Genomic DNA, 19,545 nt, shown 5'->3' on the forward strand with positions numbered 1-19,545 from the left:
AAAATGTCAAATTTAGCTACCAAACCAAAATTTGCTCTAGCTGCGTTGATCGGCATCGTCGCTGGCGTAGTTTCAGCTTTTGTCAAATGGGGTGCAGAAGTGCCGCTTCCACCAAGAAGCCCTATGGATATGTTTAACGCTGCTTGGGACCAGAAAGTGCCATCAGAGCAGCTGATGCGATCGACTGCTCGAGAAATTTTCTAAATCCCCCTTATGTGTTTTTAAGAGATTATGTCGGTATCGCCGATCCAAATGCCGCTATCTACGAGTTTGCAGGACATGCCTTTAACTACGTGATGCTAACGCACATCATCTTCTCAGTCGTCTTTGCCGTTGGCTACTGCGTCGTGGCTGAGAAATTTCCAAAGATCACGATGTGGCAAGGCGTGATGGCTGGTATCTTAGCAACTATCGCAGTTCATGGCATCTCACTGCCGCTTCTTGGCCTCACTCCGCCACTTTGGACACTTCCTTGGTATGAGTATGTCTCTGAGTTTGTGGGCCACATGGTCTGGTTTTGGTCGATAGAGATCATCCGCCACGACCTAAGAGCTAGGATCACAAAAGAAAAAGATCCAAGCGACTGCTGCAACGTATAATTAACAAATTTGCTGTTTTGGGCGCAAAACCTAAGACAGCAAAATTTAATCATTTAAAAAACTATAGCGCCTCTTGGTCGCAGCCAATGCCTAAAAACAAAATTTTCATCATTTTTGCAAGGCTTGAAAATCTTAACTAGCTTTTAATGCATAAATTTAAAAACTTAATCATTTAGCACTCCTCGCTAAGCTCTAAATTTTCTAAACAAAGCGGCTTTTCACCATCAAAGATCACCCCAATACCATAAGGCTCGCAGATATCAAGTTCGCCCTCTGCAAATCTCATCAGCCACTGCTTATCACGCACATAAAAGGTGCATTGTGGCGAGCTAAATGGCAGGTCGCAAACTGACACGTCAAGCAATTTAAGCTCGTCCTTGCTCAAAAAGCACCCTCGCCTAAGCTCATCTTTTAAAAAGGCAAGCGCCTCTTTTACGTATCGGTCGATATCGCTGGCGATGCGTTCTGCTAGCAAAGTAGTCTCATCGTTCACGTCTGCCCTATCTGTGCTAACAAGGCAAAATAGCACCTGACCAAAAATTTCGCTTTTTAGCCCAGTCTCCGCATACCAGATAAAGCCATCATCTGTTGCAACTTTTTCAAGTTCGCCAAATTTCAAAGTCATTTTTTATTCTCATTTTTGTGGTTTTGCTACTTTTACGAAAAAGAGCGAAATTTAAGCAAATTTGTCGTGATTTAAAATAGAAATAGCTTGTAAATTTGTCCTTTTAGCATAAAGCAAAAGCTAAATTTACAAGCAAATTTTCAGTTTTTCTCGCTATTTAGAAGCAAAATTTCTCATCAGTGCCATTTTGCTTGCGCATAGCTTTGAAGTTAGCAAGATTGTCTTTGTCTAAAAAATAATCTTTCTCTTTTTTATTGCGCGCTTCTAGCTTTTCTATGCCTTTTGCAAGGGCTGCTTTTCTATCTTCGTGAGGTGAGCTAAATTCTGGCGAAAACATCGCTTCATAGGCATTTTTCTTAGTCCATTCAAGCGCTTTATCAGCGATCTCTTGTTGCTTTTTGATATCGCAAAATGCATAAGGATTGACCACGTCACCAACAAGCTTCATAAACGCCCCTATCGCAGCCACCACGTCAGTAAATTTCTCGCCCTCCATGTCTATAACACCTCTTAGCAAGATCGCGCGGTTTTTTGCCGCATAAAACCAAAATACCGCATCATCGCGAAGTCCAAGATCATAAGCACGAGCTGAGAGGACAAAAAGAGTTATCGGAGAGACCATTTGTGGGGCGTCTTGCACGATCTTTTCAGCCTTTTTAAAGTCCTCTTCTTTGCCACTTTTTAAAAGCTCATCTATCTTGTCATAGACCTTCACAAACTCGGCATTGCCAGCATTTGCTGAGTAGTAAGGCGTGACGTAGATGTCGATACTTCTTACTTTACCGTCGTTTGCAAAGCTACATACCGCTCCAAAAAGTAGCGCCGTAAGCAGTGATAAAATTTTCATTTTAGCTCCTTGTTAAATTTTTCTTTTTTTACTATCAAATTTATTAAAAACTCGTATTTTTACATATCCTTATGAATTTAATACGCCTTTATTAGTCGTAAATTTTTTAAATTTATACCGCCTAAAAATACTCCTCTTTCAGGCTCAACCCACTCTACGACTATATTGTCTAGATCATCATTTGGCTCGCAATACATTTTTGAGCAATCATATTTTGATACAAATTTATCACCAATGTTAAAATCCATCTGCGTAGAATTACTTGGTATGTGCAAAGTATATATTATTCGGTATTTTTCGCCATCTTTCGTCTTTGCTGATGTCATCTTAATAAGAATGTCTTCATCATTATTAAAATTTGATCTATAGATACCATCTTTACCAAGACCTGCTGCTTCAAATTTCATCTCTTTGCTATAAAATGGATATAGTGCCGAGCAACCAGATAAAAGCAAAATCATAAAAAATAGTCCAACTGCTTTCATTTTATAACCATCCTTTTAGAAACTTTTAGTTTTTAAAACTATGAATAGGAGCTGGAATTTGTCCGCCACGAGCGATAAAGTCGGCACTTGAGGTCTTATTTATCTTCATCACAGGTGCTCTTCCTAAAAGACCGCCAAACTCGATCATATCGCCCTCTTTGCCTAAAGGTATGATACGAACGGCCGTTGTTTTTTGATTTATAACGCCGATAGCCGCCTCATCAGCGATCATCGCAGCTATACTCTCGCTTGGCGTATCCGCAGGTATGGCGATCATATCAAGTCCAACCGAGCATATCGCCGTCATCGCTTCAAGCTTTTCTAAATTTAGCGATCCTGCGCGCACCGCAGCTATCATGCCCTCGTCCTCTGAGACTGGGATAAACGCGCCGCTTAAGCCGCCCACTTGATTGCACGCCATGACGCCACCTTTTTTGACTGCGTCGTTTAGCAGAGCAAGTGCCGCAGTCGTGCCGTGCGTACCAACAGCTTCAAGCCCCATTTCCTCAAGCACACGAGCCACCGAGTCGCCCACAGCTGGCGTTGGAGCAAGAGAGAGATCGACGATACCAAATTTAACCCCAAGGCGCTCGCTCGCCATTTGACCGACTAACTGACCGATACGTGTGATCTTAAACGCCGTCTTTTTCACAGTCTCAGCCACCACGTCAAAGCTCTCGCCACGCACCTTTTCAAGCGCTCTTTTTACCACTCCTGGGCCTGAAACGCCGACATTTATCACCACGTCAGCCTCGCCCACGCCGTGAAATGCACCAGCCATGAAAGGATTGTCCTCGACTGCATTTGCAAAGACAACAAGCTTCGCACAGCCCATCTCTGAAGCTGCTGCCGTCTCTTTTATGATGCGCCCCATATCACGCACTGCGCTCATATTTATGCCACTTTTTGTTGAGCCGACATTGACACTTGAGCACACTTTTGCAGTTTGTGCGAGCGCTTGCGGGATAGAATTTATCAAAATTTCATCGCCCTTTTGATAGCCCTTTTGCACTAGAGCCGAAAAACCACCTATAAAATCAATACCAACCTCAATAGCCGCCCTATCAAGCGTCTTTGCGATCATTACGTAGTCACTCGCGTTTGTTGCGGCGCCGATTATCGAGATAGGCGTCACGCTCACTCTTTTATTGACGATTGGTATGCCTAGCTCGGCAGAAATTTCGTTGCCCACTCTAACTAGGTCTTTGGCTTTAGTGGTGATTTTTGCGTAAATTTTGTCGCAGGCTTTACCTATGTCAGGGTCGATGCAATCAAGCAAACTAATGCCCATCGTGATCGTTCTGATGTCAAAATTTTGCTCCTCGATCATCGAGATCGTTTCAGTTACGTTTTTGATATCCATCTTTTGTCCTTAAATTTTGTGCATAGCATCAAAGATGGCTGAGCTTTGGATATTTATCTTTACTTTTAGGCTCTCTCCAAGCTTATCTAGCTCCGCTCTTAAGGCTGTAAAGTCCTTATTTTCATCGCTTGAAACTACCGCCATCATCGTGAAAAAGTCGCTTAAAATAGTCTGGCTTATATCATCTATATTTAGCCCTAGCTCGCTAAGCTTTGCTGAGACGCCAGCAACGATGCCAACTCTATCTTTTCCGACTACGGTTACGATTGCTTTCATCTTTTCTCCTGTTAAATTTTCTTTTTAATGATTGCATTTTGGCTCCAAAATTTAAACCCTGCAACAAGCAAAGCTAAATTTTGGTAGCCAAATTTAAACTGGCAAATTTTAAAATTTGCTCTAAATTTTATCTTTTGTAAATTTACTTCGAGCAAGCACTCTTGCCGTCATTTACTGGCTGGATCGCTGAGTTATCAGCCCCGCCGCCGTTATTTATATTTTCTATTATCTCCCAAAGCCTTGCAGCTGCGCTCTCGTAGCGTTTTGCAGTGACTGAGTTTGGCTCATAAAAGCTAACTGGTTTGCCATTATCGCCGCCCACGCGAACAGCTGGCTCGATAGGAATTTCAGCTAAAATTTGAGTGTTGTAAGCCTTTGCCACCTCTTCAGTCGTGCCTTTGCCAAAGATGTCATACTCTTTGCCATTATCTGGGCAGATGAAGCCGCTCATGTTTTCGATGACACCAGCGATTGGGATGTGGAGCTTCTCAAACATATCAAGCGCACGCTTGCTATCATCAAGTGCTACAACTTGTGGCGTTGTGACGCAGACACCTGCCGTTACTGGCACGCTTTGAGCTAGAGTTAGCTGCGCGTCGCCCGTTCCTGGAGGCATATCGAGAAACAAGACATCAAGCTCGCTCCAAAGCACGTCTCTTAGCAGCTGCTCGATCGCTTTCATGATCATCGAGCCACGCCAGATAAGGCTCATGCCCTCCTCCATCAAAACGCCCATACTCATCATCTCCACGCCGTGGCTAAGTATCGGTTTTAGCTTGTTGCCAACGACTTGTGGCTGAGTATTTACTTCGCCAAGCATTCTTGGGATGTTTGGCCCGTAGATGTCAGCGTCTAAGATACCCACTTTTTTGCCTAGTTTTGCCATTGAAATGGCTAAATTTAGCGTCGTGGTTGATTTACCAACGCCACCTTTGCCAGAGCTTACCATTACGAAATTTTTAACTTGTGGCGCGATATTTTTGCCACTTTGAGTGTTACTTTTCTCCTCAGGTATCTTTGGCTGGATTAAATTTAGCACGTACTCATTTGAGCCCATAACACGTTTGATGTCTGTTTTTAGCTCATTTGCCACATCAGGATTTGAGCTAACGATCTCGACTTCGATTAAGATTTTCTCGCCAATCTCCACGTTTTTTACAAAGCCAAAGCTAACTATATCCTTCTCAAATCCCGGATATATGACACCTTTTAGTCTGTTTAAGACCTCTTCTTTATTTAACATTTTTCTCCTTTTTCTAGATCTTTTGAAATTTTATATGCACAAAATTTTGGTCCGCACATCGAACAAAAATGAGCGCTCTTAAACGCATCTTCTGGCAAGCTCTCATCGTGAAGCTCTCTAGCCTTTTTTGGATCAAAGCTAAGCTCAAACTGCTTGTTCCAGTCAAACGCATATCTAGCGTCACTCATCGCATGGTCTTTTTCGATAGCTCCAGCCTTGCCAAGTGCGACGTCTGCGGCGTGAGCTGCTATCTTGTGAGCTACGATGCCCTCTCTTACGTCATTTTCGTTTGGCAAGCCAAGGTGCTCTTTTTGCGTCACGTAGCAAAGCATGCTAGCGCCGTGATATGCTGCCATCGTACCACCTATCGCTGAAGTGATATGATCATACCCTGCGCCGATATCACTAACAAGTGGCCCAAGCACGTAAAATGGGGCATCATGGCAGAGCTCTTGTTCGATTTTCATATTATACTCAATTTGACTTAATGGCACATGACCAGGGCCTTCTATCATCACTTGCACATCTTTTTGCCACGCACGAAGCGTAAGCTCTCCAAGCACTTTTAGCTCGCTAAGCTGCGCCTCGTCTGTTGCGTCATAAAGGCAACCTGGGCGAAGTCCGTCGCCAAGCGAGAGCGAAACGTCATATTTAGCGCAAATTTCTAAAATTTGATCAAAAATTTCATAAAATGGATTTTGCCTATTTAGCTTTGACATGTAGCTAGCGCTCAGGCTGCCGCCGCGGCTAACTATGCCCATTTTTCGCTTTTTGACAAGCGGCAAAAACTCACGCAAAAAGCCAGCGTGTATCGTAAAGTAACTAACTCCTTGCCTTGCTTGCTTCTCTAGCACGCTTAAAATTAGCTCATTTGTGATATTTGTAACCTCTTTTGCCTCTTTTAAAATTTCATACATCGGCACTGTGCCAACTGGCACGCTTGAGTGCTCAATGATAGCGCTTCTAATGGCGTCTAAATCGCCGTCCGTGCTTAGGTCCATAACCGTATCAGCGCCAAATTCTAGGCAAATTTCAAGCTTTCTAAGCTCCGCGCAAATGTCGCTACTTAGGCTTGAGTTGCCGATATTTGCATTGACCTTTGTCTTTAGCTTTCTGCCTATACCCATTGGCTTTAAATTTATGTGATTTACATTTGCTGGGATGATGATCCTGCCGTTTGCCACCTCATCCATAAGCAAATTTTCGCCTATCCCCTCGACCTTTGCCACGTAGCTCATCTGCTTTGTGAGCTCGCCTCGCCTAGCATAGTACATCTGCGTCTTTGTCATTACTAGCCTTTTTTTAAAATTTAAAGGCTCATTTTAGTCCTTTTTTGTTTTGATCTAACTAAATGCTAGACTTAAATTTATTTCTATAAAAAGAAATATTTAGCTTTTAGGTGTATAATTCCGTAACAATCTTCAAAGGAGCTACCTTGCTTGATATCTCACTTATAATGCTTGGAGCCGGAAATTCTAGCCGTTTTGAGCTACCTGTAAAGAAGCAATGGCTTCGTATAGGCAGCGACCCACTTTGGCTATTTGCCACTAAAAATTTGAGTAACTTTTACACATTTAAAGAGATCATCATCGTTAGTAAAGAGTGCAAATATATGTCTAAATTTGCTCCAAATTATAAATTTGTTGATGGCGGCGAGACAAGGCAAGATAGCCTAAAAAACGCACTTGAGCTAGTAAATAGCGAATTTGTCCTAGTTAGCGACATCGCGCGCCCTTGCATATCAAGCGAGCTCTTTCACAAGATCATCGAGGCGGCCGCTCAGGCTGACTGCGTGGTGCCTGCGCTAAAGATCGCTGACACTGCCTATCTTGGCGAAAACGCAATAGACAGAGAAAAGGTAAAACTTATCCAAACACCGCAGCTCTCGCGCACAGCACTTCTTAAAAAGGCTCTTAGTAGCGGCGAAATTTACACAGATGATAGCTCGGCTATGAGAGCCATTGGCGCAAGCGTTTGGCACATATTGGGCGATGAGATGGCTAGAAAGATCACTTTTAAAGAGGATCTTGCCAAAATTTCAGCCCTAAAAGCACCAGAAAATGAGGTTTTTGTAGGTAACGGCTTTGACGTGCATGAGTTTGAAAAGGGGCGCCAGCTTGTGCTTTGTGGCGAAAAGATCGACTACGAGTTTGGGCTAAAGGCGCACAGCGACGGCGATGTGGCACTTCATGCGCTAACAGACGCCATTTTAGGAGCTGCTGGGCTTGGCGACATAGGCGAACTCTTTCCTGATACGGATGCTAAATTTAAAGATATTAGCTCTATTTATTTGCTGCAAGAAGCTTATAAAAGGGTGCAAAGCGTGGGCTTTGTGCTAACAAACGCTGATATCACGATAATGGCGCAAAAGCCAAAACTTTCAAAGCTAAAATCAAAAATGGAGGCAAACATCGCGCAGGCTCTAAATTTAAGCCAGAGCCGCATAAATGTAAAGGCGACGACGACTGAGGGGCTTGGCTTTGTGGGCAGATGCGAGGGGATCGCTGTCATGGCAAGCGCTAGCCTTAAATTTTACAACTGGACACAAATATGAAAATTTTAATAGTAGAAAACGAAATTTACCTAGCTGGCTCGATGGCTAGCAAACTAGCTGACTTTGGCTACGACTGCGAGATCGCAAAGAGCGTCAAAGAGGCTTTGAAATTTGAAAATTTTGACGTAGTGTTACTTTCTACCACACTCCCAGGGCAGGACTTCTACCCAGTCATAGAGAAATTTAAAAGCTCTATCATCATCTTACTCATCGCCTACATCAACAGCGACACCGTGCTAAAGCCGATACAAGCGGGTGCGGTGGATTACATCCAAAAGCCATTTATGATAGAAGAGCTTGTTAGAAAGATAAGACATTTTGAAGAGTTTAGAGGCTTTAAAAACGAGATAAAAAACTACGAAAACTATATAAATTTCGCTCTAAAAGACTACGAGATACCTTGTTTTGAAGCCAAAAAGATCAAATTTCCACTTCTTTTAAAATCAAGCAAAAATGGCTACAGCGATAAATTTATCTTTAACTACGCAAAGGCTGGGAATTTGCCATTTTTGTTTTTAGGCAAAGCCTGTTTTAGCGAACTTGAAAAAGCACTTGCTCAAAGTGGCGACGAGCTAATATACATCACAAATCTTGAAGAGCTAAAAGAGGATGAAAAAGAGAAAATTTTAGAGCTTTGCAAAAAGAAAAAAGTGGCTATCCAAACTAGCGATTTTGCGCAAAGTGCGCCATTTGAGGTGCTTGAACTCTCCATCCGAGATAAAAACTTTGATATCGGCGAGATCGTCACGATCGATGAATATATAAAATATATCATCGTTAATTATCAAGATAAATTCCCCGACACCGAGCTAAGCAAAAAGCTTGGAATTTCTAGAAAATCACTTTGGGAAAAGAGAAAGAAATATGACGTCAGCAAGAAAAAATAGTGAAATTTCTATAAACACCGAAGTTTATGGCGCCTTAGAGCTTATCAAAAACAAAATTCTCTCAAATTTTAGCGCCCTGATGGACGACGAGCAGATCAAAGAGGTGGCAAAAAAGGGCTACTTTAACGGCGAGCCGATGCCCTACTCTTTTGGCTTTGCTCCATTTGGCGAGATCAATCAAAATATCGCTAGCAAGCTGCATGCTAGCCAAAGAGTAAATTTAAATATGGACGGTAAGATCGTTGGGCACATCGACGTGGCAAAGGTCTTTAAATTTGACGAGAGCATGCGAGCTAAAAATATATTTTTAGCAAATGAGTCAAACAGCGAAATGTCGCTAAATTTAGGCAAATACGGCATAAGTGGCGAGTTTGAGCTATATGATGAGAGCCTACAAATAAGCAAAGATGCGCTAAATGAGCTGATAAAAGAGAGTGGCGCCAAGAAGATAACGGCTGTTTTTTTAACGGCTGATCCATTTAACCGCGCGCATGAACGCCTAGTTAGGATGACTATCGATAAGGCCGATCTCGTGGTCGTTTTTCTAATAAGAACGCGCGAAGAGAGGCACATCGACTACGAGATCAGAAAGCAGGTGCTTGACTTTTTTAACCAAAACTACCTGCCGACAAAAAAGGTCTTTGTCTTTGCGCTGAAAAACACGACCCTTTTTAGCTCGCACGCCAACCCAACGCTTGAGTGCATCGCGGCTTCAAGACTTGGCGCAAACAAGCTAGTCATCGGGCAAAATCACTCTGGCATTGGCATGTTTTTTGACCACAACGAAGTTCATACGATACTTGACATCTACAAAAACGATCTAAATTTAGATGTGATCGTCCTGCCAGAGCTAGTTTATTGCAACAAGTGCAAGACGCTAGTTAGCACCAAAAGCTGCCCACACGGACAGCACCACCAGATCAAATACCACCCAGACGTGATCAAAGAGCTACTATTTAACGGCATCATGCCACCAGCCATACTCGTTAGGCCTGAAATTTCAGCGCTCATTTTAAGCAAGCTCTATGTAAATCGCTTCAAAGATATACAAAAGCTCTGCGACGATCTCTTTGTAAATTCTGGACTGCTTGAAAACAAAACCGACCGCGACTTTTACGAGGAGCTCATGAAGCTCTACCAGACATCATCACTCACTTAAGGAAATTTATGCAAAAGCTATTTTTGACATTTTTTGGATTTGGACTTTTACCAAAGGCGCCTGGCACTTGGGGCTCGGTGGCTGGGGCTGTGGTGGCTTATTTTGTGCTATATTTTTTCTCAGCGACCACGCTTTTGCTAGCTAGCATTTTGTTATTTTTGGTGAGCATCAGTGTCATTGATGATTTTGAAAAAAAGGTAAATTCGCACGATGAGAGCTTTATCGTGATCGACGAAGTTGCTGGCGTTTGGTTTGCTATCGCCATTAGCGGAGCGACGATCTCACAGCTAGTTCTCTCACTCGTGCTTTTTAGAGTGCTTGATATCAAAAAGCCTTCGATCATTGGCAGGATCGACCGCAACGTAAAGGGCGGACTTGGCGTCATGGGTGATGATATGGTTGCTGGATTTTTCGCTGGCATTATTAGCGCGATGATATATGGCGTGGCTATGAAATTTGGCGTAGTTTTGCCATAAATTTGAGCTAGCTATCTTGCTGGCTCTTTTTAAATTTAACTCTCCCTGCTTTTATTTTAGACCTCTTTTTAGATGAGAGCTTTATTGTTAGAATTTATCTCATCCTTGCCTGTAAATTTCTCTTTGTCATAATTTTTTCTAAAGACGATCATATTATAAAGTGAAAATCTAAGCTCTTCAAAAAGGCTTAAATTTTTTGCATTTTCAGGGGTTATCTCATTGCCATTTTTGTCACGTCCTTTGCCACCCAAAAATAGCAAATAAACAAGCGTGGTCATGAAGTTAAATCTTAAAAGTATGGCTAAAAAGCAGTTTAAAAAGCCGTGATTGTATTTAATGCAAACGTAAAAGCCAAAAACGGCGTAAATAGCTATTATAAAAAGCATAGTGTAAAAAATATAAGTTAGCCCATCATCGTTTGAAACGTCAAAATACTCACATACTGCACAAAAGATAGCTACAAAAATGGGAAATATCACGAGCGGAAAAATGAGATGCAGTCCAACTAGATCAAATTTACTCATATAGACTTTTATATTTCGCCTACCAGCAAAGATCATCAACAAAATAGCTAGCATTATCGGCGCAAAGACTAGACTAGCATAGAGATCATTGATGTCCAAATTCCACTCCTATTTTTGCTTTGTAAATTTGATTTTTGCAAACGATGTTTTGTGCTCTTAAATTTAAAAACAGAGCTAAATTTACCTACGATTTTTGCGGTTTTCTATGCCTATCCTCTCGCTATCTTCGATCTCTGCAACATAGCTTGGATTTTTCTTTTTAGCCTCTTTGTCTAAAAAGCTAATAAGCTTTGCATCGGCATTTTGGTGAGAGCAGATGAGGATTATAAAATTTATGTAGTTGCTAGCTTCTTTTGGAGCGACCTGATTTTTTTTCGCTGGTATTATAAATTTCTCTCCAAAAATTTGTATAAGCTCAAAAATCTCGTTTTTGCTTAGAGTTTTATCGCTAGCAAGTTCTTCAAGCTTTTCGATCGTGATCTCTTCTTCGCTCTCAGCTTCTAGCCCTCTTGCCAAGACTTGATGATCTTTGTTTTTTAGCAAAAGATAGATTAGCGCGCAAATGGCAACTATAAGCAAAAAGACAAAAAAGACTATCAAGCCTTTAAGAAGCATCTATAGCCTTGTACAAAGAGAGCGTTTCGTAAATGCAAGAACGCTCATCGCTATCATCACTACGATGCTTATCCAGACAAAATCAGGCACTGGAAGCGGATCTCCAGCTGCGTATGAGTGCATGCCAGCTAGATAGAAATTTACCCCAAAATAGGTCATTATGATCGACCAATAGGCAAAAAATGAGGCAACAGCAAATGCGTATTGATTATTAAGCTTTGGTATAAATCTCATGTGAAGCACTGCCGCATAGACAAGGATCGAAACTAGCGCCCAAGTCTCCTTGCTATCCCAACCCCAGTATCTACCCCAGCTCTCATTTGCCCAGACGCCACCTAAAAAGTTTCCAAGCGTAAGTAAGCTAAGACCAAGGATCATCGCCATCTCATTTATACGTGTCGCTTCAGTGATATTGCGTGCGATCTCTGAATTTGGCTTTTTCTTGTTTTGCAAGATGATAAGCAGTAAAGTAAATCCACCAAGCAACGCACAAAGGCCTAAAAATCCATAACTTGCAGTTATGATAGAGACGTGGATAGTTAGCCAGTAGCTCTGAAGCACAGGCACAAGCGTCGTGATCTGCGGATCCATCCAGCTAAGGTGCGCAACAAATAGTGTAACACCAGCTAATATAGATGTAAGCGCAAGTGCGATCGGACTGCGTTTTGCAAAGATGATGCCAGATAGACCAAGCGCCCAAGCGATATAGACCATCGACTCGTAGGCGTTACTCCAAGGGGCGTGCTCAGCGATGTACCAGCGAAGTCCAAGGCCAGCTGTGTGCGCAAGAAAGGCTAGTAAATTTATAATATATACAGCTTTAACTATGCCATTTATCTGCACTTTTGGTGCTAGCATCTTGACAAAAACAAATAGTAAAAGTGCAAGTCCAGCCAAAAGATATATCGGTGTCAAGCGGTCAAATACTTGAAATTTATTAAACAAAATTTCTATATCTATCTTTTTCTCACTTGGCATGACTGCAGCGCCGTATTTGTGCTGATAGGCTGAAATTTTCTCAAGCGCTGCATCCGCCTTACTCCAGTCATTATCCTTTGAGGCTGCATCAACAGCTGAGAAATACTCTCTCATCATGCCAACGACTAGCTCAGCCTCTTTTGGTGAGAAGTACATCATCGCGCTAGCTGGCGAATACCAAGAATTTGACGGATCGTCTTGTTTTGGGAAAATTTTGAAAATTTCACCGATAAATATCATATAAAATACATTTAGTCTCTCATCGATCTTTATCACATCTTTGTCAAATGTATTGCGTGAGCCTGGGTGCTTGCGGTTTGCTATCTCAGCAAATTTTGTTAGTTTATACTCGCTTCCACCATCTTTTGTCGCTTTAAAAAATTCATCAAAGCTTGCGTATCTTGCATTTTCATCGACGCCTAGCTCTTTTTTTAGCTCCTTGCTCTGACCAAGCGCGATGACCTTCTCATTTCGCCAAAAATCAGGTGTTACCATTATAGAAAGCATTGCTTGGTTTGAATTTAAACTACCTATGCTCTCGCCTCTGTGGATTTTGTTTAAAACCTCTTTACTAAGCGTATCAAATGGCTTCATTCTGCCGTCTGGACTTTGTACGATGAGTCTAGCAAGCTTGTCAGCATGCTCTTTACTAATACGTGGCAAGAAGTCCTCAGCCTTTAGCGAGCTAAAATTTAAGCCCAAAAGTAAGGCCGCTATGAGTGCAGCAACCTTTTTACCGCCTTTTGTTGATTCATTATCTATTAGTTTTGCAAGCTTTCTAAAGCGGCTGTTAGGGTTTATGACATTTAACAAGAAGCCAAGACCTAGCAAAAAGTAGCCGATATATGTCGGGATCTTGCCTGGGTCTTTATTGACAGAGAGGATCGTGCCTTTCTCGTCAGTATCGTATGAGCTTTGGAAAAATCTATATCCATCATAATCAAGCACGTGGTTCATATAAATTCTATAGTCAAACCCAGGATCATTCGTGCCGTCTTTTACTACAACCTCACTTGAGTAGCTCATAGGAGAATTTGAGCCAGGATATCTTTTTAGCTCAAAGTCTTTTAAGTATAGGCTAAATGGGAGTTTTATCTGCTGAGCTCCCCATGAGGCGTTAAATTTCTGCCCAGCCACGGCGATACGTGAAGGCTCCATTAGGTTGTAAAATACATGCATCTCTTTACTCTCACCTTTGTAGTTTAGCTCAGCTATCAACGCATTAAACTCGCTATCCTTCGAGCTAACTAGCTTTCTTGAAGCGTGCGCTGAGACTAGCCTTGGGGCAAAATTTATATTTGAGATAGTATATAAGCTGCCTGTGCCAAATTCATTCACGCTGCCAGCTTTTAGCTCAGTTTTTGAACTATCCGCCATAGTAAATTTTGAAAGATCAGCATTTGAAGTAACTGTGAAATTTCCATCATTTAGTCTAAAAAGAACGTATTTTTTCTTTTCATCTGGTTTAGCATTAAAGATAAAGCTGATATCTCCAACCCTTGCCTCTTCTTCTTCAAGTAAAAATATCTCTTCGCTTTCACTCTCGTTTGAGACTACAAATTCAACAACAGGCTTTCCGCTATCATCGTTTACAAATTTATAACTTGCATTTGGCACAAATTCTTTAAATTTTAAACTAGCCTCACCGTCTGCTGTTTTTAGCTTTAGATCAAAGCCCTTCTTCACATCAGCAAGTCCCAAAGGCATAGCCGAGCTGGTCTCCTCGCCTTTGTCGTTAAGCGCAGTTAAATTTATATACGAAACCTTCGTACTAACGACGTTTGAAGCGGTATTTTCACGTATATGCATATCAGCTTCAAAGCCAAGGTATCTTGTGATGCCAGCGCCGATTAAGATGACGATAAAACCTAAGTGAAAGATGAGTGATGGGAGTTTTTTAGGATCTATTAGGTTGTATCTAAAGATATTGAAAGCTAAATTTATACCAAGAAGTAGTTGGATGAGCGCAAACCAGCCAGCGCCATAAACATAGTACCAAGCTGCTTCAGTGCTGGTTTTGCTCTCTATTATTGTGGCGGCTCCGCTAGCTACAGCAAAGATTATCATCAAAACGATAGCTGAGCCCATACTTAAAAATAATGTTTTTGGATTTAACATCTGCTTCCTTTTATTTATATTGTGGCAAAGCTACCGAAGTGAAATTTATCTTAAATAACTGCCCTGCTTTGTTTCGGTTGAAACTGGTTTATTTTCGTTTGTATCTTGATCTGCAAGTGCATCTTTACCTTTTAGATAAGCAAGTATTGCACCTAGATCATTGTTTGAGACGATCTTAGCTTGGTTTTGCATTACGTTTTTACCGCTACCACCAAAGCTTGAGTCGCTTCTATAAGAGATGATACTATCTTCTATATCTTTAGCATCCATGTTTTTAAGTGGTGTTGAGCCAAATGGTCTTTTGTCTGCGCTTTCGCCATGGCAGCTAGCGCATTGTTTCTCATAGAGCTCTTTTCCTAAAGAAACGCTATATCTACCTTTTCTATCAACGCCAAATTTTAAAATTCTATTGTCTTTATAGCGTCTTGGATCTTCATCGACATAGACATTTACTTTTTCATTTCTGTCATTAGCCTGCTTTTTTGCCATTTCGGCAAGCTCTTTACCAAACTCTCCACGAGCTTCTATATAATAAACCTGAGAAGCTGCAAAGGCATTTGCCACCAAAAAACACGCCAAAAAAGAAATTTTGATATTTTTCATAAGTTTCCTTGAAATTTGCTCTAAATTTAAAAATCCCGGATCAGATTGCTCCGACCCGGGATTATATCATAAGTTGATTAACGAGCTATGAATTAGAATGAGTATTTAGCTTCAAATCTAAATTGATCTTCTTTATTTTTGCCCTCATCAGCAAATTTAGAAGTTTTGAATGCATAGTATGAGCTAAATGTTAACTTTTTGCTATATGCGTATGCAAATCTTGGAGTGATCTCTTCAACTTTTTCTTTGCCATCTTTACCAGCAGCTGCAGCATGTTTAATATGACCTTTTATATAGTCTGCACCAACTGTAAATTTATCAAATGTATATCCAGCTGTTGCATATATTAAGTTAGCTTTACCATCAGCCCAAGTGTGATCAAGTGTAAGTTCACCAACATTTATTAAACTACCTTGATCTTCAAAGCTGAATGATGTTACACCTTTATCTTGAACTTTCCAACCCATATAACCTAATCTTGCATCAAGACCAAATAGTGAAGCTGTAAGTTCGCCAGCATAGAAGTTACCATCGTTGTAGTTTGCAACACCATTAGATGCATCTATACTTTTAGATAGGTGTGATTTTGCGCTTACATCTGCTGTACTATTTACATAGTTGATTCTACCGCCTAAGCTAATATCATCATTTATAGCAAAGTTTGCAGTTACATCAGCAGCAAGAAGGTCAGCTAGGTTTGTTAAGCTTGCATACCATAGTTGGAAGTCTATTGGGCTATATGAACCAGCAATGCCTACCGCATATAGGTTACCAACGTCATATTTATTTATTCCATTATCTTTACCAATAGCATCATATAAGTCGCCATTGCTCTCTATTTTATTGCCCTCAAGAGCATCAAAAGCTAAACCAGTTAAAGTAAGACCTTCAATATCTTGATTTACTACTTTTACGCCAGTACCGATAGCATCATCAGTAAAGTATGAACCTATCTCTTGTTTACCAGCTGTTATAGTAGTACCACCGATCTTATAACCAAGATAGAATTGGTGAACGCCAAATCCTGTAGTTGTATCTGTCTTATCTGTACCTTTACCTGCAGAGCCTTGATCATCTTGAGTATTATCTCCAGAGTTATCAGTAGCATTGTATCTTAGACCAATGACACCAAAGAAGTTATCATCAATAGCAGCTTTAAAATTTGTCACCATTTTAAAGTTATGACCAGCTTTTGAGCCAGACTCTGCTTTTGTATTAGAATACTCACCAGTTCTTTTATCGTTTGTATATCTATATCTTGCAAATCCTGAAAGATCTACATTTTTTATAGCTTCTTCAAGTGGAGTAGCACTTGCTACACTTGAGAATGCGCCTAAAGCAACCAAAGCGGCTAAACTAATTTTTGTTAGTTTCATTTTTTCTCCTTTTAAGGTTTTTGTGTCGACGATTATAATCAATAAATTTTAAGATGAAGCTTAAAAAATCATAAAATTTTGCATTTTTGTTACCGATCGTTTACCGATTTTGACCAAAAAGAGGTACATTTTGATAATTTAATCTTTAAAAATGAAACTTTTTAAAAGGGGATAAAAAGAAAAAGGGGCCGTTGCTTCGCCCCTTAAAAGGAGTTCTAGTTTTGATTGCTGATGAAATTATATATGCTAGCAGTAAATCAACGGTAATCTAAAAAGAAATTTTCTCCTCTTTTGGCACTTCAATATTTGTTTTTATATTTTTTCTTTTAACGACCACTTCATTTTGTGGTTTTCTTATGCCATTAAATGCACCTCTGGAGCCGCCCTCTTTTATAAGAAGCATGTCTATGAGCTTATCTGCGTAAAAAGTCGCATAGACAAGATCACCCTTATCGTAATAATATCTGTTTGCACAAAAATTTGCTTTGTTTAGTTTGTGATTTTTCACATCGCTGGCTACTATCTCGTAGCAGTATTTCGAATCTTTATAGCTGACATCTTTTATGAAGCCTTTAATGGAGCTTTTTGCAGGTGTAGTTTTGGCAGCTTGTCTTGGTTGCTTACGGACTGGTGGGTTGTCATCAAAAAATGAACATCCCAAAAACATAGTGGCTACTGCTAGAGGAAGTAAAATTTTAGCTTTCATCTTTTCTCCTTAATATAAAGAGAAAAGTATAGCTTTTAAGATTAAATAAAATTTGCGAGTTTTAAAATTTGAGTTTTGTGCTTACATTAATATATAAATTTCTTGGGAGAGACCCCAAGGAATTTAAGCTGATACGTTTAAGACGTTACCGCCAAACTCGGCGATCTTTTTATCGAGCGTCTCAAGGGTCTTTTCAATAGTCTTTTGTGAAATTTCAGGAAGCTCTCCGCCCCAAATTTTCTTTGCATCCTCAAAACCCTTTGCCACGCCCTCTCTACCAGCTTTTAGCTTCTCTACATCATCACCTGCGCCATTTAGTACAAAGCCGGCTATCCTATCAGCTGTATTTGCGATGCCAAAAAAACCATTTTCACTAACTAGCTCACTCGCCTCATCGCTACTTAGCTCTCCTAGAGCTTTGCCGTTGTAGCCGATGCCTGCTAGATCAAGTCCAGCTAAAATGTCTGATAAATTTTCAGGTACGTTAAAGCTTAGACCGCCTTGCGCTAGTAAATTTGAGCTAGTGCTTTGAGTAATCTCTTTTTGATACTGCAAAAAGTAGCTATTTGATATCTCTTTCGCACTTAAATTTGAAACCTCGGGCTGCTTTTTAGAAACCTCTTTTTCATCTTTATGAAGCGAAATTTCTGATTTTACATTTTCTTTTACGCTTGAAGTGCTGTATGAGCTTACGATTTGACTGATTTGCATATTTGGCTCCTATAAGTTTATAAAAACTATATCGCCAAAAGGTGGAATTTATTTAGGGTAAAGCGGGAGAGCTCCCGCTGTGATTATTTGCCAAGTGTTGCGTTTAGCATCCAGATTGCTTTTTCAAATTTAGCTATTTGATCTTGTGCGTACATCTGAGTTGTTGTGTCACCCTCTGCAAGCTCATCAAGCTTTTTAAACTCGCCCAAAAGGTGCTTGTAATCAGCCAAAACAATATCCAAAACTTCAGTCGGAGTGTAGCTCTCTTTTGGCTCGTGTTTTATGTGAGCGACTTTTGCTAGCTCCTCAGCCTTGACGATAGGTCTGCCGCCAAGCATAAGAGCTCTCTCAGCTGCGTCATCAAAAATCTCACTCATATCCTCATAAGCTTTTTCGGTATACTCGTGGACGCTAAAAAATTGAATACCTTTTACATTCCAGTGAAGATCATGAAATTTGATATAAAGTGCATTTGCATCAGCCTGAATTGTGTTTAACTGTAAAATAACTTTTGACATTTTGTCTCCTTCTTTATTGTTTAAATGTGATGAAATTATATTGACTTAGAGTTAATCACTGGTTAATCAAATAATAAATTTTATTATTTAGTATAAATTTTGGCTACAAAATAAATTTATCTTGTAACCAAATGTAGAATTTAGAGATTTGTCTATTTTTTATAAGGTGTAGTTTTGTAGCCTTGCTCGATCAAACTACTCATGCCACCATCTAAATTTATAATCTTAAGATCTGTGCTATCTATCGCTGCAGCTGCTGCTGTGCTTCTTCTACCACTTCTACAAACAAGAGCGATAGGCTTTTTGATATCAACCGCTTTTGAAAGCTCATCTAAAAATGCACTCTTATTACTTGGATCAAAAGTGATGGTCTTAGCACCAGCTATGATGCCAGTCTCTTGCCATTCGGATGGAGTTCTAATATCAACGATCTGATCATATTTTTTGATCTCATCTGGACTTATATTAACAGTTTTAACGTCAGCTGACAACATGCAACAAACAGCTCCTAAAAGTAAAATTTTTTTCATCTGCTCTCCTTAAATAAATTTTTGAAATGTTAGCATGAATTATTAAATATATAAAATTTTTGTTGATAAATTTTATTGATAATAAAATCATGTGAATAATACGATTAAGAATAAAAATAAATTTATTTAAATTTCAAAGCTAGCTACTTATAAAAGAAGACGAATTCTAAATCTAAATGATTTAAAATACTTTACAAAAGATTGTTATTGCATGGTATTAAAAGCAGGAGTGGTGTCCCCAGCGAGGTTCGAACTCACGACCTCAGAATTAGGAATTCTGCGCTCTATCCAGCTGAGCTATGAGGACAAATTTACAAGATATTTTAAATTTTTATCCAAGTAGTTAAATTTT

At 40.2% G+C, this 19,545-nt stretch carries 22 protein-coding genes and 1 tRNA gene; 6 read left to right on the forward strand and 17 right to left on the reverse strand.

The features are described from left to right. The first annotated feature begins 3 nt into the window (after nucleotides 1-3). Nucleotides 4-204, forward strand: a complete 201-nt coding sequence (locus tag CVS81_RS10060) for a hypothetical protein (RefSeq protein ID WP_234399543.1) — start codon at nucleotides 4-6, stop codon at nucleotides 202-204. Beyond that, nucleotides 144-599, forward strand: coding sequence for a DUF1440 domain-containing protein (locus CVS81_RS07975; RefSeq protein WP_234399544.1), 456 nt, complete (start codon nucleotides 144-146; stop codon nucleotides 597-599). Before CVS81_RS10060 ends, CVS81_RS07975 begins: the two co-directional genes overlap by 61 nt. A 172-nt stretch (nucleotides 600-771) precedes the next feature. Here CVS81_RS07975 and CVS81_RS07980 read toward each other — a convergent pair whose 3' ends face one another. The 7 genes from CVS81_RS07980 to thiC form a co-directional block, all read right to left on the reverse strand. After that, nucleotides 772-1,224: a hypothetical protein gene (locus CVS81_RS07980; RefSeq protein WP_107965635.1), complete on the reverse strand. Its 453-nt coding sequence runs from the start codon at nucleotides 1,222-1,224 to the stop codon at nucleotides 772-774. Between the two features lie 157 nt (nucleotides 1,225-1,381). After that, nucleotides 1,382-2,071, reverse strand: a complete 690-nt coding sequence (locus CVS81_RS07985) for a cytochrome-c oxidase (protein WP_107965636.1) — start codon at nucleotides 2,069-2,071, stop codon at nucleotides 1,382-1,384. Between the two features lie 77 nt (nucleotides 2,072-2,148). Further along, complete coding sequence (locus tag CVS81_RS07990; RefSeq protein WP_087583712.1) at nucleotides 2,149-2,556, reverse strand: hypothetical protein; 408 nt, start codon at nucleotides 2,554-2,556, stop codon at nucleotides 2,149-2,151. A gap of 25 nt (nucleotides 2,557-2,581) precedes the next feature. Next, complete coding sequence (locus tag CVS81_RS07995) at nucleotides 2,582-3,919, reverse strand: PFL family protein (RefSeq protein ID WP_107965637.1); 1,338 nt, start codon at nucleotides 3,917-3,919, stop codon at nucleotides 2,582-2,584. A gap of 9 nt (nucleotides 3,920-3,928) precedes the next feature. Beyond that, on the reverse strand, nucleotides 3,929-4,195 hold the full coding sequence (locus CVS81_RS08000; protein WP_002939508.1) for an ACT domain-containing protein: 267 nt from the start codon (nucleotides 4,193-4,195) through the stop codon (nucleotides 3,929-3,931). A 142-nt stretch (nucleotides 4,196-4,337) separates the two neighbouring features. Beyond that, the gene (locus tag CVS81_RS08005) at nucleotides 4,338-5,438 is read right to left on the reverse strand and encodes an Mrp/NBP35 family ATP-binding protein (RefSeq protein WP_107965638.1); all 1,101 of its coding nucleotides are present in this window, start codon (nucleotides 5,436-5,438) and stop codon (nucleotides 4,338-4,340) included. Continuing rightward, a complete protein-coding gene (thiC, locus tag CVS81_RS08010; RefSeq protein ID WP_107965639.1) occupies nucleotides 5,432-6,727 on the reverse strand; it encodes a phosphomethylpyrimidine synthase ThiC in 1,296 nt (431 codons plus the stop codon). The genes CVS81_RS08005 and thiC overlap by 7 nt, the downstream gene beginning before the upstream one ends. Before the next feature lie 146 nt (nucleotides 6,728-6,873). On the opposite strand from thiC, the gene CVS81_RS08015 reads away from it, so the two are divergent. The 4 genes from CVS81_RS08015 to CVS81_RS08030 are packed head-to-tail and all read left to right on the forward strand — an operon-like array spanning nucleotide 6,874 to nucleotide 10,514. Further along, nucleotides 6,874-7,992 carry a bifunctional 2-C-methyl-D-erythritol 4-phosphate cytidylyltransferase/2-C-methyl-D-erythritol 2,4-cyclodiphosphate synthase gene (locus CVS81_RS08015; RefSeq protein WP_107965640.1) on the forward strand — a complete coding sequence of 373 codons (1,119 nt, stop codon included), beginning with the start codon at nucleotides 6,874-6,876 and terminating at the stop codon, nucleotides 7,990-7,992. After that, nucleotides 7,989-8,879: a response regulator gene (locus tag CVS81_RS08020; protein WP_107965641.1), complete on the forward strand. Its 891-nt coding sequence runs from the start codon at nucleotides 7,989-7,991 to the stop codon at nucleotides 8,877-8,879. Before CVS81_RS08015 ends, CVS81_RS08020 begins: the two co-directional genes overlap by 4 nt. Beyond that, nucleotides 8,857-10,038: a sulfate adenylyltransferase gene (locus tag CVS81_RS08025; protein WP_107965642.1), complete on the forward strand. Its 1,182-nt coding sequence runs from the start codon at nucleotides 8,857-8,859 to the stop codon at nucleotides 10,036-10,038. Before CVS81_RS08020 ends, CVS81_RS08025 begins: the two co-directional genes overlap by 23 nt. An 8-nt stretch (nucleotides 10,039-10,046) precedes the next feature. Next, nucleotides 10,047-10,514: a phosphatidylglycerophosphatase A gene (locus CVS81_RS08030; RefSeq protein WP_107965643.1), complete on the forward strand. Its 468-nt coding sequence runs from the start codon at nucleotides 10,047-10,049 to the stop codon at nucleotides 10,512-10,514. A 68-nt stretch (nucleotides 10,515-10,582) separates the two neighbouring features. Here CVS81_RS08030 and CVS81_RS08035 read toward each other — a convergent pair whose 3' ends face one another. The 10 genes from CVS81_RS08035 to CVS81_RS08080 all read right to left on the reverse strand — a co-directional run bounded on the left by CVS81_RS08035 (nucleotide 10,583) and on the right by CVS81_RS08080 (nucleotide 19,500). Then, complete coding sequence (locus CVS81_RS08035; RefSeq protein ID WP_107965644.1) at nucleotides 10,583-11,137, reverse strand: hypothetical protein; 555 nt, start codon at nucleotides 11,135-11,137, stop codon at nucleotides 10,583-10,585. An 81-nt stretch (nucleotides 11,138-11,218) separates the two neighbouring features. Next, nucleotides 11,219-11,653, reverse strand: coding sequence for a fatty-acid--CoA ligase (locus CVS81_RS08040; protein WP_107965645.1), 435 nt, complete (start codon nucleotides 11,651-11,653; stop codon nucleotides 11,219-11,221). Further along, nucleotides 11,654-14,749: a cytochrome c biogenesis protein CcsA gene (gene ccsA, locus CVS81_RS08045; protein WP_107965646.1), complete on the reverse strand. Its 3,096-nt coding sequence runs from the start codon at nucleotides 14,747-14,749 to the stop codon at nucleotides 11,654-11,656. 45 nt (nucleotides 14,750-14,794) lie between these two features. Further along, entirely contained in the window at nucleotides 14,795-15,352 is a 558-nt protein-coding gene (locus tag CVS81_RS08050; RefSeq protein ID WP_002941036.1) for a c-type cytochrome, read from the reverse strand. Between the two features lie 92 nt (nucleotides 15,353-15,444). Continuing rightward, the gene (locus tag CVS81_RS08055) at nucleotides 15,445-16,728 is read right to left on the reverse strand and encodes a major outer membrane protein (protein WP_107965647.1); all 1,284 of its coding nucleotides are present in this window, start codon (nucleotides 16,726-16,728) and stop codon (nucleotides 15,445-15,447) included. A 268-nt stretch (nucleotides 16,729-16,996) separates the two neighbouring features. After that, nucleotides 16,997-17,434, reverse strand: a complete 438-nt coding sequence (locus tag CVS81_RS08060) for a hypothetical protein (RefSeq protein ID WP_107965648.1) — start codon at nucleotides 17,432-17,434, stop codon at nucleotides 16,997-16,999. 123 nt (nucleotides 17,435-17,557) lie between these two features. Beyond that, the gene (locus CVS81_RS08065; protein WP_107965649.1) at nucleotides 17,558-18,145 is read right to left on the reverse strand and encodes a hydrogenase-4 component G; all 588 of its coding nucleotides are present in this window, start codon (nucleotides 18,143-18,145) and stop codon (nucleotides 17,558-17,560) included. 83 nt (nucleotides 18,146-18,228) lie between these two features. Then, nucleotides 18,229-18,663 carry a Dps family protein gene (locus tag CVS81_RS08070; protein ID WP_002941158.1) on the reverse strand — a complete coding sequence of 145 codons (435 nt, stop codon included), beginning with the start codon at nucleotides 18,661-18,663 and terminating at the stop codon, nucleotides 18,229-18,231. A 152-nt stretch (nucleotides 18,664-18,815) separates the two neighbouring features. Further along, entirely contained in the window at nucleotides 18,816-19,193 is a 378-nt protein-coding gene (locus CVS81_RS08075; protein WP_087582022.1) for a rhodanese-like domain-containing protein, read from the reverse strand. 230 nt (nucleotides 19,194-19,423) lie between these two features. Next, nucleotides 19,424-19,500 (reverse strand) — tRNA-Arg (locus CVS81_RS08080). Nucleotides 19,501-19,545: the final 45 nt, after the last annotated feature.

The sequence above is a fragment of the Campylobacter concisus genome (assembly GCF_003049065.1).
In the GTDB taxonomy this organism is placed as follows: domain Bacteria; phylum Campylobacterota; class Campylobacteria; order Campylobacterales; family Campylobacteraceae; genus Campylobacter_A; species Campylobacter_A concisus_BE.